The sequence below is a fragment of the Pseudomonas sp. TCU-HL1 genome (assembly GCF_001708505.1).
Classification (GTDB): domain Bacteria; phylum Pseudomonadota; class Gammaproteobacteria; order Pseudomonadales; family Pseudomonadaceae; genus Metapseudomonas.
Window position 1 is genome coordinate 3,649,847 of record NZ_CP015992.1, and the last position, 16,992, is coordinate 3,666,838.

The 16,992-nt window shown below is 62.0% G+C and carries 15 protein-coding genes and 1 pseudogene; 14 read left to right on the forward strand and 2 right to left on the reverse strand.

Annotated elements, in window-relative coordinates; all coding sequences use genetic code 11:
- Positions 1-9: 9 nt before the first annotated feature.
- Positions 10-1,314 carry a CitMHS family transporter gene (locus tag THL1_RS16960; protein ID WP_069084324.1) on the reverse strand — a complete coding sequence of 435 codons (1,305 nt, stop codon included), beginning with the start codon at positions 1,312-1,314 and terminating at the stop codon, positions 10-12.
- Between the two features lie 234 nt (positions 1,315-1,548).
- Positions 1,549-2,646: a 4-oxalomesaconate tautomerase gene (locus tag THL1_RS16965; RefSeq protein WP_202969645.1), complete on the reverse strand. Its 1,098-nt coding sequence runs from the start codon at positions 2,644-2,646 to the stop codon at positions 1,549-1,551.
- Between the two features lie 138 nt (positions 2,647-2,784).
- On the opposite strand from THL1_RS16965, the gene THL1_RS16970 reads away from it, so the two are divergent.
- From THL1_RS16970 to traF, 14 genes and pseudogenes are all read left to right on the forward strand, one after another.
- Positions 2,785-3,678, forward strand: coding sequence for a LysR family transcriptional regulator (locus tag THL1_RS16970; protein ID WP_069084326.1), 894 nt, complete (start codon positions 2,785-2,787; stop codon positions 3,676-3,678).
- A gap of 391 nt (positions 3,679-4,069) precedes the next feature.
- Positions 4,070-5,540, forward strand: a pseudogene (locus THL1_RS16975) (sigma-54 interaction domain-containing protein).
- Between the two features lie 261 nt (positions 5,541-5,801).
- Entirely contained in the window at positions 5,802-7,070 is a 1,269-nt protein-coding gene (locus THL1_RS16980; protein ID WP_069084328.1) for an OprD family porin, read from the forward strand.
- Positions 7,071-7,133: 63 nt separating this feature from the next.
- Entirely contained in the window at positions 7,134-8,525 is a 1,392-nt protein-coding gene (locus THL1_RS16985; protein WP_069084329.1) for a GntP family permease, read from the forward strand.
- A gap of 58 nt (positions 8,526-8,583) precedes the next feature.
- Positions 8,584-9,354, forward strand: a complete 771-nt coding sequence (locus THL1_RS16990; RefSeq protein ID WP_069084330.1) for a 3-hydroxybutyrate dehydrogenase — start codon at positions 8,584-8,586, stop codon at positions 9,352-9,354.
- A 985-nt stretch (positions 9,355-10,339) separates the two neighbouring features.
- Entirely contained in the window at positions 10,340-10,609 is a 270-nt protein-coding gene (locus THL1_RS16995) for a hypothetical protein (RefSeq protein ID WP_069084331.1), read from the forward strand.
- Positions 10,606-10,902, forward strand: a complete 297-nt coding sequence (locus THL1_RS17000; RefSeq protein WP_069084332.1) for a LasR-specific antiactivator QslA — start codon at positions 10,606-10,608, stop codon at positions 10,900-10,902. Before THL1_RS16995 ends, THL1_RS17000 begins: the two co-directional genes overlap by 4 nt.
- A gap of 359 nt (positions 10,903-11,261) precedes the next feature.
- Entirely contained in the window at positions 11,262-11,774 is a 513-nt protein-coding gene (locus tag THL1_RS17005; protein ID WP_069084333.1) for an antirestriction protein ArdA, read from the forward strand.
- 393 nt (positions 11,775-12,167) lie between these two features.
- A complete protein-coding gene (gene fic, locus THL1_RS17010) occupies positions 12,168-13,289 on the forward strand; it encodes a protein adenylyltransferase Fic (protein WP_069084334.1) in 1,122 nt (373 codons plus the stop codon).
- 708 nt (positions 13,290-13,997) lie between these two features.
- Entirely contained in the window at positions 13,998-14,279 is a 282-nt protein-coding gene (locus THL1_RS17015; protein ID WP_237234726.1) for a helix-turn-helix transcriptional regulator, read from the forward strand.
- A gap of 11 nt (positions 14,280-14,290) precedes the next feature.
- Positions 14,291-15,118, forward strand: coding sequence for a replication initiator protein A (locus THL1_RS17020; RefSeq protein WP_069084336.1), 828 nt, complete (start codon positions 14,291-14,293; stop codon positions 15,116-15,118).
- Positions 15,119-15,362: 244 nt separating this feature from the next.
- On the forward strand, positions 15,363-16,001 hold the full coding sequence (gene parA, locus THL1_RS17025; protein WP_069084337.1) for a ParA family partition ATPase: 639 nt from the start codon (positions 15,363-15,365) through the stop codon (positions 15,999-16,001).
- Positions 15,998-16,240, forward strand: coding sequence for a hypothetical protein (locus THL1_RS17030; RefSeq protein WP_069084338.1), 243 nt, complete (start codon positions 15,998-16,000; stop codon positions 16,238-16,240). Before parA ends, THL1_RS17030 begins: the two co-directional genes overlap by 4 nt.
- Positions 16,237-16,764, forward strand: coding sequence for a conjugative transfer signal peptidase TraF (traF, locus tag THL1_RS17035; RefSeq protein WP_069084339.1), 528 nt, complete (start codon positions 16,237-16,239; stop codon positions 16,762-16,764). Before THL1_RS17030 ends, traF begins: the two co-directional genes overlap by 4 nt.
- Positions 16,765-16,992 lie beyond the last annotated feature (228 nt).

The following is a 16,992-nucleotide window of genomic DNA, read 5'->3' on the forward strand; positions in this document are numbered from 1 at the left end:
CGAGGAAACTCAGGCGAGCAGCGTGATGGCACCCGTCAGCAGGGCCAGCACGGTAATGACGAGCGAGGTGAGGATCGCCCACTTGTAGGTGAAGCGCTGGAAGTCGCCGATGTCACTATCGACCATACCCACCAGCAGGAGTGTCGAGGCCACCAGCGGACTCATCAGGTGCACCGGCTGGCCGAGGATGGAAGCGCGTGCGATTTCCACCGGATCGATGCCATAGGCCGCAGCGGCCTGGGCGAGAATGGGCACCATGCCGAAGTAGTACGCGTCGTTGGAGAGCACGAAGGTAAGCGGCATGCTAGTGATGGCCACCACCAGCGGGAAGAAACTGCCCCAGGAGGATGGGATCATCTCCACCAGGGAGTTGGCCAGGGAGTCCACCATCTTGGTGCCGGAGAATATGCCGGCGAATACCCCGGCGGCGAACACCAGCAGCACCACGGTCATGGCGTTACCCGAGTGGGCGAGGATGCGCTCCTTCTGCAGGTCCAGCTGCGGGTAGTTGATCATCAGCGCCACCACGAAGCCGAGCATGAACAGCACCGCCGCATTCATCAGTCCCATCACCAACGCCACCATCACCGCGATCACCAGCAGCAGGTTGAGCCAGATGAGCTTCGGCCGCTTGTTCGGGTTATCGGCAAGAATCAGCTTGATGTAGCAATCGTCGCCACCGGTCTTCAGGTGGGTGTTGCCAATCCGCTTCAGCTCTTTGCGCCCGAGGATGTAGGCGGTGAACACCACCCAGAGGGCGCCGCCCGCCATGGTCGGCAGCATGGGAATGAAATACTCGCTGGCGTCCAGCCCGAGCACGGCGATGGCGCGAGTGGCCGGACCGCCCCAGGGGCTCATGCCACTCATGATGCTCAGTGACAGCATGGATACGCACGCGAGGATCAGCGGGTTCATACCGATGCGCTTGTATAGCGGCAGCATGGCGGCCACGGTGATCATGTAGGTGGTGGTGCCGTCACCATCCAGCGCCACCAGCAGCGACAGCACAGCCGTGCCCATGGCGATCTTCACCGGATTGCCGTTGACCGTCTGCAAGATGCGGCGAATCAGCGGGTCGAACAGCCCGGAGTCGATCATGATGCCGAAAAACAGGATGGCGAAAAGCAATAGCGCTGCCGAGGGCGCCACCGTCTTCAGGCCGTCGAGCATCATCTTGCCGAGCTCGGGCGCGAAGCCGCCGGCCAATGCGAAGACGATGGGTACCACGGTCAGGGCCACGACTGGAGACAGGCGTTTGGTCATGATCAGGTAGGTGAACACGACCACCATGGACAAACCGAGCAGAGAAAGCATGGCGTTGGACTCTTGTAATTATGGTTTCCAGCTCCATTTGGGCGTACGAGCCGCCGCACATGAAGCAGCTAATCGCCAGGGCGTGCAAGCGCCCCAGGCATCCTCACGACGAACGTGGATGACCGGTTGCAGCGCAGTTGTGATGTAAGCAGCGAGTGATGGAAGACTTCATTTTTTGTTACCCGTCTTGTGATTGTTGTCTGGGCGCATCGAGACGCGGGACAGCATTTGGAATCAGTGGATTGCATCCGGCATGCGGTAATAGAGACGACCATCCATGATCTTGCGGGCAGTACGGATCAGCGAGACTCGGGCGATATCCATCGGGTTGCCATCACGCAACTCGACTCGCAGGTCCAGATGACCTGAGGGGTGCTCGATACGTATGGACGCGAGGGGTTTGCCAGCTTCTACGCGACTGGTTTCCAGGGCGAGGCGATGGGCCACGCTACCGGGAACATTCACCGCGGCGCCAAGAGCGATCGCGCCGGTTACGGCAAGCGCCTTGTGGCAGCGCTGTGGTACGAAGTAGCGCGCGCACAGCGTTCCGTCTTCGCCAACTGCCGGCGACAGCAGAATGGGTTTTGGCAGCACCGACTGGCTGACATCTCCCATGCCCATGCGGCGGCCCGCTTCACAACGAATGCGCTCCAGACGCTCAAGCATTGCGCTGTTGGCATCCAGTGCAGCCGGATCGGCGTGACCATCCACACCCAGGTCGCTTGCACGAATCATCACCGTCGGCGTCGCGGCATCCAGGCAGGTGACGTCGACACCCTCAATCTGCTCGATAGCATGACCTGTAGGAAGCAGGGCCCCGGTCTTGGCACCAGCGACGTCCAGGAAGCTGAGACGAATACCCGCTGCAGAACCTGGAACGCCACTGATACTGGTATCGCCTTCGTATTCCACGCGACCACGCGGAGTAGGTACGAAACACTCAATGATGCGCTGAGTGTTGATGTTGAACACTCGCACTCGCGTCTCGCCGTAGGTGGGCGCCACAAGGCCAGTCTCGATCGCGAATGGGCCAACGGCCGAGAGCATGTTGCCGCAGTTGGGCGTGAAATCTACCCGGCGCTCGGTCACGTCCACTTGGGCGAACAGGTAGTCCACATCTGCGTCCGGGCGACTGGAGCGTCCAACGATGGCCACTTTGCTTGTAAGGGAGTTACCGCCGCCAATGCCGTCCACCTGAAGCGGATGGCCGGAGCCCATTAAATCGAGTAAGACCTGGGCACGCGCTTCCTGCGAATCAGGCAGATCGGTCATGTGGATGAAGGGGCCGCGTGAGGTGCCGCCACGCATAATCATGCAAGGGATGCTGTTCATCATCTTGGTTTAATCCGTGACCGTTCCAACGATGGCTACAGCTTGTCAGCGCTCTTTTTATGCTTCAAATGCAAAGATCAACAGCAACTGATAGGATATGCGCATTAATGCACAGAGCAGAACCATAGAGATCCTTTCATGCATAGAATAGAATTCCTCGACCTCGCAGCTTTTGTGCGAGTGGCTGAATCACAATCCTTTCAGGAAGCCGCCCAGGCACTCCATCTATCCCAGCCAGCGCTGTCTCGCCGCCTTCAGAAACTGGAAGAAACCCTTGGAGCCAAGCTGCTGGAGCGCACCACGCGGCGCACCTGGCTAACCGAAATAGGCAAGGAATACCTGCCCCGGGCTAGACGGATGCTGGAAGACTACGAGTCCTCGATACAGGGCATACGTGAGCTCAAGACACACCAAAAAGGTACCGTGACGATCGCGTGCATCCCGACCGCGGCGTTCTACTTCCTGCCCAGCGTGATACGGGTGTTCAACGAGGCCTACCCGGGCATACGCATCCGAATACTTGATGTCAGCGCCAACGAAGGTCTGGAGCGCGTGGTGAGCGGAGACGCTGACTTCGGCATCAACATGATCAGCGCCCAACATCCTGACGTTAGCTTCACACCGCTGCTTCGTGACCCATTCGTGCTCGCAATGCGGAGCGACCATCCTTTGGCAGCGCTGTCTGAGGTAAGTTGGCAAGATTTGCAGGGGGTGCGACTCATCACTGTGAGTCGAGACAGCGGCAACCGCATGCTGCTGGACAGTGCTCTTTCCGGCCATGGAATCCGCCTCAACGGCTTTTACGAAGTGCAGCATCTATCCACCTCGCTGGGCCTGGTCGAATGCGGCCTTGGTGTAGCGATTTTGCCGCGGATGGCTATGCCTGATGCCGAACATGAAAACCTCTGTTCCAGGGAGTTACCTCCCCCTCATATCGAACGCACCATCGGGCTGGTGCGTCGAGACGGCGAGCCCCTATCGAGCACAGCAGAACTCTTCATTGAGATGCTGCTCAAGCGATGGCGTGAATAGGCCTTTAACGCGCCTACCTTGTATTTGTGGAAGGTAATTGTCCCGGCCACTGCAGGTGGTAGCCCGTCGCTGTACTGATGCGGCCTGATTCAGTTGTAGCGCGGCATCAGGCAATGACTGATGCACCTGGGCTGTCAGGTAGCCGGTCGCTGGAATCCGCTCCGACTTCGGGCTGAGGAACAGATGCTCAAGAAGACTCCGTGGATGAGCGGAAGGCAAATACCTGGATCTCGATCAGGTATCCGCCCAGGTCACTTTCGACGCAAGCACGTACCGGCTTGCGGAATCCTTCTTGCGCTTGCCACGCCATTGAGAGGAAACATGGATGCTCGCCGACCGAATGAGGGTGCGCTAAGGTGCGCGACTCACCTAGCAGACTGTCGAAAGCCCCATGAGCGACAACCACTCCCTCTCGGACTATCAAAGCGTTCGCCAACTGGCGATCCGCTCGCTGTTCGAAATCTTCGAGCAGTTCAGCGAAGGCACGGTGATCGTCGACCGCGATGCGCGCATCGTCTGGATCAACCAGCGCTATGCCCAGCGCTTTGGCCTGGATGACGCCGAGCAGGCCATCGGCCGGCCGGTGGAGCAGATAATTCCTGGCAGCCTGATGCGCGAGGTGGTCAGTAGCGGCCGGCCGATCCTGCTGGACATCCTCGACATGGCCAAGGATCCGCTGGTGGTGATGCGCGTGCCGATCCGCGACGACGCCGGCAAGGTGATCGGCGGCATCGGCTTCGCCCTGTTCGACGAACTGCGCACACTCTCGCCGCTGCTGACCCGCTACCAGCGCATGCAGGCGGAGCTGGCTTCGACCCGTTCCCTGCTGCAGGCGCGCCAGGCGAAATACAGCTTCGGCCACTTCATCGGCACCAGCCCGGCCAGTCTGGAAGTCAAACGCCGCGCCCGGCGTGGGGCGGCCAGCGAGGCGCCGGTGCTGCTTCTGGGCGAGACCGGTACCGGCAAGGAACTGCTGGCCCACGCCATCCATGCGTCGTCGCCGCGCGCCGACAAACCCTTCGTCAGCATCAACGCCGCAGCGATTCCCGAATCCCTGCTGGAGGCGGAGTTCTTCGGCACCGCGCCGGGCGCGTTCACCGGCGCCGACCGCAAGGGCCGCCCTGGCAAGCTGCAGATCGCCCAGGGCGGAACCCTGTTCCTCGACGAGATCGGCGACATGCCGCTGGCCCTGCAGAGCAAGCTGCTGCGCGTGCTGCAGGAAAAGGAGTTCGAACCAGTGGGGTCCAACGAGGTGCTACGCAGCGACATCCGCCTGATCGCCGCCACCTCCATCGACCTCAATGCCGCCGTGCGTGAAGGGCGTTTCCGCGCCGACCTGTTCTACCGCATCAACGTCCTGCCCATCGAGATTCCGCCGCTACGCAAGCGCCTGGAGGACCTGCCGGCGCTGTGCGAAGCCATACTCGACGGCCTGCGCGACGACCATCAGACGCTCTACGAACTGGACGCCGACGGTCTGGCCCTGCTGGCCCAGCACGCCTGGCCCGGCAATGTTCGCGAGCTGCGCAATCTGCTGGAACGTACTGTGCTGCTCGGCGACCGCCCGCAAATCGACGCCGCCGCGCTGCACTCGGCCCTCGGCACGCTGCAACCACTGCCGGCGGCGGCGAGTGCGCCCTCCGTCAGCCTTGCTGCCGGTCAGGACTTCTACGCCGCGCGCGAGGAGTTCGAACGTCAGTTGATCCGCAGCGTGCTCGCCGAACAGGCCGGCAACGTCGATGCGGCCGCACGGCGCCTGGGGCTGGGCCGTTCGACGTTGTACAAGAAGATGGCCGCGCTGGGCCTTTCATCTTGAATTAGAGACAAGTCTCCAAATAGAGACAGCCAAGACTTCCATGTAATGGTGGGCCTCCAAGAGGTGTCAGCGCGCAATTCGTCTCCGTTTGGAGAATTACTTGGTACCCCAAGACTTTCGAATCCAAAAATAATACTTAAAAATCAAATAGTTACATCATTGGCACGATCCTGGCTATGTCGTCTGTCGCGGCCCTGTCCGCATAGCCGACATAACAACAATCAACGCAGCCCGATCGCGAATTCCACCCCACGGGACCCACGGCACATCCCGCTTCGCACTCGGTCTGGCGCCAGGAGATCTTCCGATGAGCCGCTCCACGCTCAATCATGCCGTCGTTATCGCCACGCTGGGAGCCAGCCTCAGCCTCTCGCCCCAAGTCTTCGCCGAGATCCTCGCTGACAGCAAGGCCAGCGTCGAGCTCCGCAACTTCTACTTCAACCGCGACTTCCGCCAGGACGGTGCCGCCCAGAGCAAGGCCGAGGAATGGGCCCAAGGCTTCCTGCTGCGCTACGAATCCGGCTACACCGACGGCACCGTCGGCGTGGGTGTGGACGCCCTCGGCCTGCTCGGGGTGAAGCTGGACTCCAGCCCCGACCGCACCGGCACTGGCCTGCTGAAGTCCGACCGCGAGAAGCCCAACCGCGCCCAGGACGAGTACGGCGAGCTGGGCCTGACCGCCAAGCTGCGCGCCTCGCAGAGCACCCTCAAGGTCGGCACCTTGCTGCCCAAGCTGCCGGTGGCGCTGTACAACGACAGCCGCCTGCTGCCGCAGACCTTCCGGGGCGCTTGGGTGAATTCGGCGGAGGTGGACAATCTCAGCCTGGACCTCGGCCGCTTCGACCGCATCAACCTGCGCAACTCGTCCGATAACGAAGAGATGGCCGTGTTCAACGGCGGCAACCGCAACATCGCCCTGGGGCGGACGAAGACCAGCGACCGGTTCGACTTCGCAGGCGCGTCATACAAGTGGTCGCCCAACTTCAGCACCGGCTACCACTACGGCGGCCTGGATGGCCTCTACCAGCAGCACTACCTGACCCTGAACCATCTGCTGCCCATCGCCGAAGGCCAGTCATTGAAGAGCGACATCCGCTGGGCGCACAGCACCGATGATGGCGGCAGCAATGTGGACAACGATGCCTTCGGCGCGCTGTTCACCTACGCCTTGGGCGGCCATGCCTTCGGCCTGGGCTACCAGCGCATGAGTGGCGACTCCGGCTTCGCCAACATCAACGGCACCGACGCCTACCTGGTGAACCTGGTGCAGATCAACGACTTCGGCAACGAGGACGAGCGCTCCTGGCAAGCACGCTACGACTACAATTTCGCTGCCCTGGGGATTCCCGGTCTGACCTTCATGACCCGTTATTTGTCCGGCGATAACGTCGACCTGCGCGGTGCGGCCGGCGAAGGCAAGGAATGGGAACGCAACACCGACATCGCTTATGTGGTGCAGAGCGGTCCATTGAAGAACCTTGGCCTCAAATGGCGCAACGCGACCGCGCGGAGCAACTTCGGCAGCGACCTGGACGAGAACCGTCTGATCCTCAGCTACGTCCTGCCGCTCTGGTAAGCCCTCAGCAAAACAACAAGAACCACTCGCGGCACCCAGCCGCACTAACTGGAGATTCATTCGATGAGCGTGGTCATCGCCATCACGGCCCTCGCCCTGCTGATGCTCGCCGCCTATCGCGGCTACAGCGTGATCCTCTTCGCCCCCATCGCGGCCCTGCTCGCGGTACTGCTGACCGATCCGTCCGCCGTCGCCCCGGCCTTCACCGGGGTGTTCATGGAAAAGATGGTTGGCTTCGTCAAACTCTATTTCCCGGTGTTCCTGCTGGGCGCAGTGTTCGGCAAGCTGATCGAGCTGTCGGGCTTCTCGCGCTCCATCGTCGCCGCCGCCATCCGCCTGCTTGGCACCAGCCAGGCGATGCTGGTCATCGTACTGGTCTGCGCACTGCTCACCTACGGCGGCGTATCGCTGTTCGTCGTGGTGTTCGCGGTCTATCCGTTCGCCGCCGAGATGTTCCGCCAGAGCAACATCCCCAAGCGGCTGATTCCAGCGACCATCGCCCTTGGCGCCTTCACCTTCACCATGGACGCGCTGCCCGGCACCCCGCAGATCCAGAACATCATCCCGACCACGTTCTTCAGCACCAATGGCTGGGCCGCACCCTGGCTGGGCGTGATCGGCAGCCTGTTCGTGTTCGCCATGGGCATGCTGTTCCTGCGCCGCCAACTGAACAAAGCCCACGCCGCCGGTGAAGGTTACGGCAACGACCTGCGCAACGAGCCGGAGACGGCCAGCGACCTGAAACTGCCCAACCCGCTGCTGGCGCTCTCGCCACTGGTGCTGGTTGGGGGCGCCAACTTGCTGTTCACCCACTGGATTCCGCAGGTCTATGGCAAGGTCCACAGCCTGCAACTGGCCGGCATGGCCGTGCCGGTGGCCAGTGACGTGGCCAAGTTGACGGGCATCTGGGCGGTGCAGGCGGCGCTGCTGCTGGGCATCCTGCTGGTGCTGGCGAGCAGTTACCGGGGGATCCGCAGCAAGCTCGCCGAAGGCAGCAAGACCGCGGTTTCCGGCGCCCTGTTGGCGGCGATGAACACGGCCTCGGAATATGGCTTTGGCGCGGTGATCGCCTCGCTGCCGGGATTCCTGGTGCTGGCTAACGCACTCAAGAGCATCCCCGATCCGCTCATCAACGAGGCCATCACCGTTACCACCCTCGCCGGCATCACCGGCTCGGCGTCCGGCGGAATGAGCATCGCCCTGGCAGCCATGTCCGAGCAGTTCATCGCAGCAGCCCACGCGGCCGACATCCCGTTGGAGGTACTGCACCGGGTGGCATCGATGGCCAGCGGCGGGATGGACACGCTGCCGCACAACGGCGCCGTCATCACCCTGCTCGCGGTCACCGGCCTGACCCACCGCGAGGCCTACAAGGACATCTTCGCCATCACCCTGATCAAGACCCTCGCGGTGTTTGTGGTGATCGGCACCTTCTACGCGACCGGCATCGTCTGAGCCGACCTCTACCAGGCAGCCGCCTGCATGCGGCTGCCGTGACCGACAGGAGAACTCCATGAACCTCAATGGCAAGACCGCCCTGGTCACCGGCTCCACCAGCGGTATCGGCCTGGGCATTGCCCATCGTCTCGCCGCCGCAGGTGCAAACGTGGTGGTCAACGGCTTCGGCGACATCGACGCGGTGGTTGGCGAACTCGCCATCCACGGCGCTCGCATCGGCCACCACAGCGCGGACATGTCCCGGCCCGACCAGATCGCCGAGATGATCGCCTACGTCGAGCGCGAGTTCGGCGCCCTCGACATCCTGGTCAACAACGCCGGCATTCAGCACGTCGCCGCGCTGGAGGACTTCCCCGTCGAGCGCTGGAACGCGATCATCGCCATCAACCTGTCCTCGGTGTTCCACACCACGCGCCTGGCGCTGCCGGGCATGCGCCAGCGCGGCTGGGGGCGCATCCTCAACATCGCCTCGACCCACGGCCTGGTGGCCTCGGCGGGGAAGAGCGCCTACGTCGCCGCCAAGCACGGGGTCATCGGCCTGACCAAGACCACCGCACTGGAAACCGCCACCACCGGTATTACCTGCAATGCCATCTGCCCCGGCTGGGTATTGACGCCGCTGGTCCAGCAACAGATCGACGCGCGCATCAGTGCTGGCGCCAGTCCGGAGCAGGCGCGCCACGACCTGCTGGCGGAAAAGCAGCCCTCGCTGGACTTCGTCACCCCCGAGCAACTCGGCGAGCTCGCGCTGTTCCTGTGCAGCGACGCCGCCGCTCAGGTCCGTGGCGCTGCCTGGAACATGGATGGCGGCTGGACGGCTCAATAATTGGCGATGCAAGAACGGGACTCTGCCTCGCTGCATCGAGTGAGTATTTCTTCTGGAGTGACATGATCGAGCGCTTCCCTGCGGCGGCAAGTCAACACGCCAGGAAATGCAACTGTTTCGCCAAAAGGCTCGCGCGGTAGCGCTTTCTGAACAAATCGCGCCCTGAAGGCTAGCGTTTCTTTTCTACGCCACTGCAACCAAGGCTTGGGCGAACAAGCGGCTCTCTGGCGGACGAAACGATGATGGATTGGATCGACTGAAACGTTCAGGCCAAGAGTTCAGAGTCTAGGCCAGGCAAAACAAAACCACCTGTACCACTTTTTACCACCTAGCTTTCGTTGATCTTCAAGACCGACCATCGCCGACCGGGCTCGATGAAAATGCGGCGCCTGCAGACTGCCAGACAGCAACGCAGGCAAGCCAAGGGAGCAACTCTCCGGCCAACAACGGCCGGAGCGCATCGCCGCTGCACAGAGGTAGCTGCAAGAGCCTACCGGCAAACCCGGATCGTACCCCAACGCATTGATGATGCATCTGCCGTTGTCCCGTACCATCAGCCACCGACCAGCTTGTCGCTACCGTACAGTCTGGGAATTCGGTCAACCGGATCAAAGCCTCCCACCGTGAAACTCGGGGGCGATTCCCCTCGCCCTCGCCAGAACAACCGCCCAAGGCCAGCAAGGTCAGTGGTAGCCCGATTACACGAAGGCGCGGTTGCGTCATATACGAGAGCAGGCTCAATCGAGAACTTGCTGCATTCTCGTGCACCTATGGCGGCCGTGTGAGGCGGGCTTCGGCCTGTCCGGCGTTCCTTCGTGAGCCGGTCTACCACCCTTGCACGGTCCGCCTCCATTCGTGTGGTAGCGAGTGGCGTGCGGCTCCTTAATGTCACGATGGAGCATAAGGAAAATGCGCTACCTCCTTTTTACCCGAGAGCTCCGCCCTGGGAGTCTGGTCTTGTTCACCTCTATTCCGGAGGTGTGCCATGGCTGAGTTCGAAACCTGCGTTGTTCCCTTCCCACGGCGGCCTAGTCCGCTGCATGAATCCGAGCGCTCTCCCCTCCCCATCGAGGCTGCGGCCGAACTGCGCGCCACCATGCTCGGCAACTTGCTGGATCAAATGGCCGGGCCGGATGGACTCCAGCCGGAAAACCTGCGCCTGCGGGTGGCGGCTTACTCGGCCCAGGATCTACTCGACGAGATGGTCGTGCTGTTCCGTCGCGCGCTGTCTGAAGCGCGAGGAGGTGCCCGATGAGCGAGGGCGTCATGACTTGTCTCCCGCCACACGATGGCCATCCCGGCATGGAAATCATCTGGGCCGCGGACTGCCGGCAGGCTTTCAACCAAGGCGTCGGACTGGCTCAGACCTGGCTCGACAATGCTCGCAGCGGCTGGCTGTGGGCGATCATGATCGCCGAGCGTGATCTTCTCCCCTGTGCAATGGAACGGCGTGCTTTCGAGGTCGGTTTCCTGAGCCGTATTCACCAGCGGCTGTGTTCGTTGCAGCGCAATGAGCAGCGGACCCGGGATCTGGCTTTGACGCGGTAGGCACGAAACTCGAGCCGGCTCAGCCGGCTCGATTCTGTAGAGCCCGCCATAGGATTTCTTGATAGACACGCATGTCCTCTCCGGCCCCTTGGGCCTGCGCGCTTCGCTTGCCTTTGGTGCCACATGTGTGTGTGAAGCATTGGGCTGTCACCACCAGTGGTGACCCTTTCCCACTCCCAGAGCAGGGGTTCTTGCCCCCTCAAAATCAAGAAAAAATAGACGGTTTCCACCCGGCCGCTGCGCTGGGTGGAGCCTCCGCGATTTTTCCTGATTTTTTCACGACGGCCTTAGTCGCCCTAGTCGGCAGGGGTTCATGCGCAACGCAAGCGCAGAACCCTGAAGACGAAGGAGCGAAAGCCATGAGCAAAGAAATCAGGATCTACGTTGCCGACCTGGCCGCCTACAACGCCGGTCATCTGCATGGCGTCTGGATCGATGCGACCCTGGACATGGACGACATCCAGGCGCAGGTCGACGCGATGCTGGCAACCTCGCCCGTCGGGGGTGCGGAGGAGTACGCCATCCACGACTTCGAGGGTTTCGACGGCTACCACCTCGGCGAATTCGAAGGGCTGCAAAGCGCCCACGAGATCGCCTGCTTCATCGAGGAGTACCCCGACTTTGGCGGCGCCCTGCTCTCCCATTTCAACGATCTGGAGCATGCGCGCAAGGCCGCCGAGGAGGACTACTGCGGTTGCTATGCCTCGCTGGCCGACTATGCCCAGGAGCTGACCGAGGAGACCACCAGCATTCCCCAGCATCTGGTCCATTACATTGACTACCGGGCCATGGCCTGCGACATGGAGATCGGCGGCGACCTGTTCACCCTCGAGACCGGTTTCCAGCAGGTGCATGTGTTCTGGAGCAGGTAGTGTGAACCGCGGGCACCGGGATTGACCCGGTGCCTTTGCTTTTTTGCGCCCCTGTCCTGTCGGCCACCCGCGCGCCCCACCCTGGAGGCTGATCGGGTGCTGCACGCACCCTGCGATCAGCCAGAGGCAGGCAAGCCAAATCTCAGCCGCAAATCAGGCATCCCACGGCGCTCTTCACTACCGACCGAGTCTTGAGACGATACGTCGCAAGAAAGCCATTTCAAGAACACGTTGTGCCCACATGTCGTCACCAGCGACACGAGAGCAAAACGTGTCGCCAAATTCAAAAAACGGCGACACGTTATGCGCACAAGTTTACACTGACGCCACGAAAGGGCCCTCTACAGAGAGCCCGCGACGTTGGATAGATTCCCCAAGGATCAGGATCGCACCATGACTGCATCCCCTCTACCCTGGCAGGCAGACAAGCCTTATAACGAGCTTCCGCCCCTGCCACCGACAGCTGAGCTGGAAACCCGTGCAGTGCTCAAGCGCTGTATTGAAGCGCGCACAGCCTTGGCCGAACTAAAACAAGCTGCCGAGCTGATCCCCAATCAGACGATGCTGATTAACACCATTCCGTTGCTGGAAGCCAAGGACAGCTCGGAAATCGAAAGCATCGTCACCACCACAGACTTGCTCTTTCAGCATGCTCAAGATGGTGATAACCATGCCGACCCCGCGACCAAGGAAGCCCTGCGCTACCGCAAGGCCCTGCACCATGGTTACCAGTCCTTGGCCGAACGCCCACTCTCCACCGGCACGGCAGTCGAGATCTGCCGCACGCTCAAAGGCGTGAATATGGATATACGTCGAGTACCCGGCACTCAGCTAGCCAACGACCGTACCGGAGAGATCATTTACACCCCGCCGGAGGGCGAAAACCACTTACGCGATCTACTCGCCAACTGGGAGCGCTTCCTGCACAACGAGACTGATCTGGATCCGTTGGTGCGCATGGCCGTTGGGCACTACCAGTTCGAGGCCATTCACCCGTTCACCGACGGCAATGGCAGAACCGGGCGTGTTCTCAACACCCTGTACCTGATCCAGGAAGGCCTGCTGAATTTGCCGATTCTCTACCTCAGCCGCTACATCATCGCACACCGAGCCGACTACTACCGTCTGCTGCTCGATGTCACCCGCGAACAAGCCTGGGAACCCTGGTTGCTTTACATGCTCAGCGCCGTGGAGGAAACCGCCCGCTGGACCAGCGCTAAGATTGCCGCCATCCGCGCCCTGTCCGAACACACCACCCAGTTTGTCCGGGACCAGCTACCAAAAACCTATTCGCGAGAACTGGTAGACGTAATTTTCGAACAGCCCTACTGCCGCATCAGCAACGTGGTCGACAAACAGATTGCGCAGCGTCAGGCCGCCTCCAGATACCTCAAGGAGCTTGTCGCCATTGGCGTGCTGCAAGAGGTGCAAGTCGGCAAGGAAAAGCTCTTCATCCATCCCAAACTGATGCAACTTCTTATCCGCGACAGCAATGCATTCAAGCACTACGTCTAGGCAGGCGTTGTAGCGGGGAAACCCCGGCAAAACAGAGCATGCTGGGTCCACGGCCGGGCATGAGGACCCGGATTTCGCCCAAGGCTCGGCACCGTCGTAGAGCAGAGGCATTGTTTACGCATTGTGCTACTGCGTTCCCATTGAGAACCGTGAGAGTTGCGGGCACCGGGATTGACCCGGTGCCCTTGCTTTTTGCGCCCCTGTCCATTCGGACAGCCGCGCGTCCAACCCTGGAGGCAAGCCGAATCGCGGCCACAGATTCGGACCGTTACGGACTTACGTATCTGCACAAATGAGCTAATCCGCTTCTACAGAACTGCGGATTTGTGGGGAAGCGGATTTCGTTTTTACGGAAGTACGGAAAAGCGCCGATGTGTTTTTCAGGTTCTGCGCCAAGCCGCAAATCCGTATTCCAGTAGTGCTGCGTGCATGGGCAGTTGCAGAGTGATCTCCTGGGGCGTGCTCACTCTCGTACATGGGCGTGCTCGGTCAGCGCCCTGACCCTTTGGGCAACAATCCAAGTCCTGCTCCCCATCAACGCTTCCCAGACGCAACCCGGCATGATCAAGCACGATGGCTAGCGCACGGTGCTCCTCCCACGTCAACGGAGGACACATCATGCCGCATTCACCCGATATCTCCCGTCACCCTCGCCTCATCGACCTCGACTCCCCATTGCATCGAAAGGCAGGCCCTTCGGCACACGCCATGAGCCCGACTGCGCGCGATAACGCAGCTCAGATGCCCCAGGCCTCCCCTACCCCTCGCTACCTCACCAACGACGAAGCGGCGGCCTTCCTGCGCCTTTCGCCACGCACGCTGGAGAAGCAGCGGGTGATCGGTGGCGGACCGCGCTTCCACAAGTTCGGCCGCCGAGTGATGTACGCGCTGGCCGACCTCCAAACCTGGGCCGATGCGCGCAGTTTCGAGACCACCTTCGACCCCGAGTACGTCGGCCGCCATCAGGGAGCCAGCCGACATGACCAGTGAAGTCTTCGTGCATGGATCGCCGCCGAGATATCCCACCGAAAGAGAGCGAGCAGTTGGATCTGTTCCGGGCGCTGCCGGGCGACATGGCGCCGCGCGATGCTCAGGACCTGATGGCGCATCCGTTCTTCTCGCTCGCCAAGTCACGGCGCACTGTACCCATCGACTTTCGCTCCGGCAGTGTGACGGTGCGTGTGGAGGGCACCCTGGAGCATGGCATTGCCACGATTTGGGATGCCGACATCCTGATCTGGGCGGCCAGCCAGATCGTCGAGGCGCGCGATGCGGGTATTCCTACTTCGCGCCTGATGCGGGCAACGCCCTACGAGATTTTGCGCTTTATCGGCCGTGGTACGTCACTGCGCGACTACCTGCGGCTGAAGGCCGCCCTGGATCGACTGCAGTCGACCAGCGTTGCCACCTCGATCCGCGAGGTCACCGGCCGGCGCCTGCATCGTTTCTCCTGGATCAACGAGTGGAAGGAACTGGCCGCGGCGGATGGCCGCCCGCTGGGCATCGAGCTGATCCTGCCGGACTGGTTCTACAGCGGGGTGCTCGACCAGGCTCTGGTGCTGACCATCGACCCGGCCTATTTCCGTCTCACCGGCGGCATCGAACGCTGGCTGTACCGCCTAGTACGCAAGCATGGTGGGCGGCAGGAGGACGGCTGGCAGTTCGACTTTCGCCACCTGCACCGCAAGTCGGGGAGCCTGGCGCGCTACTCGGACTTCGCCTTCGACCTGCGCGCGCTGGTCGCTCGACAATCGCTACCGGGGTACAAGTTGGGCATCGTGCACCTGCCACCCTCGACCGAGTTGCTGGCCTTTCGGCCCGTGCCGTAGACGGCACGGGGATAACCTGCGGGCAAGCTGTGAATTCACTCGTGCTATCAGGCGCAACCTGGCACGTGCTATCGGGAGTACGACCCTCGTGCTATCAGGCGCATGGACGCCCCTGCAGGCCGCGTCTGGCGGGCGCTCCAGCCCCCCTTAACTTTACTAACTTGAAAGCTCTAACTTGTCATTGGGCCAGCGCCCGTTTGTGGACAGGTGTTGATCTGGGCTGTTTGGTTGGGGAGATTCGACCATGATCGTCGCCCTGCTCAATCAGAAAGGCGGGGTCGGCAAGACCACCCTGGCCACCCACATCGCCGGCGAACTGGCGCCGCGCGGGCGGAACGTGATCCTGCTCGATGCCGACCCGCAAGGATCGGCACTCGACTGGACACAGCGACGCAGTCAGCAGGGCTTGCCCAGACTATTCAGCGCTGTCGGCCTGGCACGCGAGACCCTGCACCAGGAAGCGCCGGAGCTGGCCCGGCGTGCCGACCACGTAATCATCGACGGTCCTCCACGTATCGCCGCCCTCGCCCGCTCGGCGCTGCTGGCCGCCGAGCGTGTGTTGATCCCAGTGCAGCCCAGTCCTTATGACCTGTGGGCCAGCGCGGAGATGGTCAGCCTGATTCGAGAGGCGCAGGTGTTTCGGCCAACCCTGCGCGCGGCATTCGCCATCAACCGGCGCATCAGCACCACGGTGATCGGCCGGGAAGCCCGCGGCGCCCTGGCCGACCAGCCGTTACCCGCCCTGCAGGCTGAGGTGCGCCAGCGCATCGTCTTCGCCGAGAGCGTCGCAGCTGGCCGACTAGCACGTGAGCTGGCACCAGACAGCGCCGCTGCACGCGAGGTCAGCAGCCTGGTGGACGAGTTGTTGCGGTGGTCACCATGAGCGGCAAGCGCATCGGCATCGGAGCGCGTCCCATGGCCAACCCGCAGGCTGAGACCTGGATACGCCAGGGCACCTCGATCGACAACGGTAAGGTCGAGCGCTACTCGGCACGGCTGACACTGGATATCACGCCGGCACTGCGCACGCGTATCAAACTGACTGCCTTCAGCCAAGGCGTGACAGTGGCGGAGATGCTGCGCGACCTACTGGAGCGGCAGTTCCCGGAGCTCAAGCCATGACGCTGGGAGCTCGCTGTGCGCGGTGGCCACTGGCGCTAGCCACCTGCAGCCTGATCGCGCTGAGTTGGACGACGCTCTCGACGTCGCCACCACGGCTCGCCTACAACGCCTCAGACAGCGTACCCATCGGTTGGTACTTGATCACTCCGACGGAGACGTTGGGAGCCGGAGCTCTGGTGCTGGTACACCTACCGCCAGCGGCAATGGCATTCGCGGCGCAGCGTGGTTATCTACCGACGAATGTGCCGCTGCTGAAGACAGTGGTGGCCGTCCCGCCGCAGAACGTATGCGTACGGGGTGACCAAGTGCTGGTCGACGGCCAGATTGTCACCAAGCGCCTTCACCGGGATAGAGAGGGTCGAGCGCTGCCAACCTGGCAGGCCTGCCGGCGCCTGGCTGGCGATGAACTCTTCCTGCTCAGCACCACCAACCCGGAGTCTTTCGACAGCCGCTACTTCGGCCCAGTCTCGGCCGGCGCGGTGATCGGTCGCGCGCAGCCGTTGTGGTTGGAGTCACGTCGATGAGCCGACCGTTTTCATGTTGCCCTTTCGGCCATCTGCGTGTTATCGGCGTGCGCAGTCGCTCACCGCCACCGTGTCGGCAGCCCTGCCCTCCCCCACCGGTCCGGGTCTGCCGAGATGCCTGGTCCGCTTCTTTCTGTATTCCCCCGAGGAGCACCAAGACAGGGAAAAAGCGGAGGGCAAGATAAAAGGGCGCAGCACTTCGTGGCGCTCGAAGGCAGTCTGCACGTG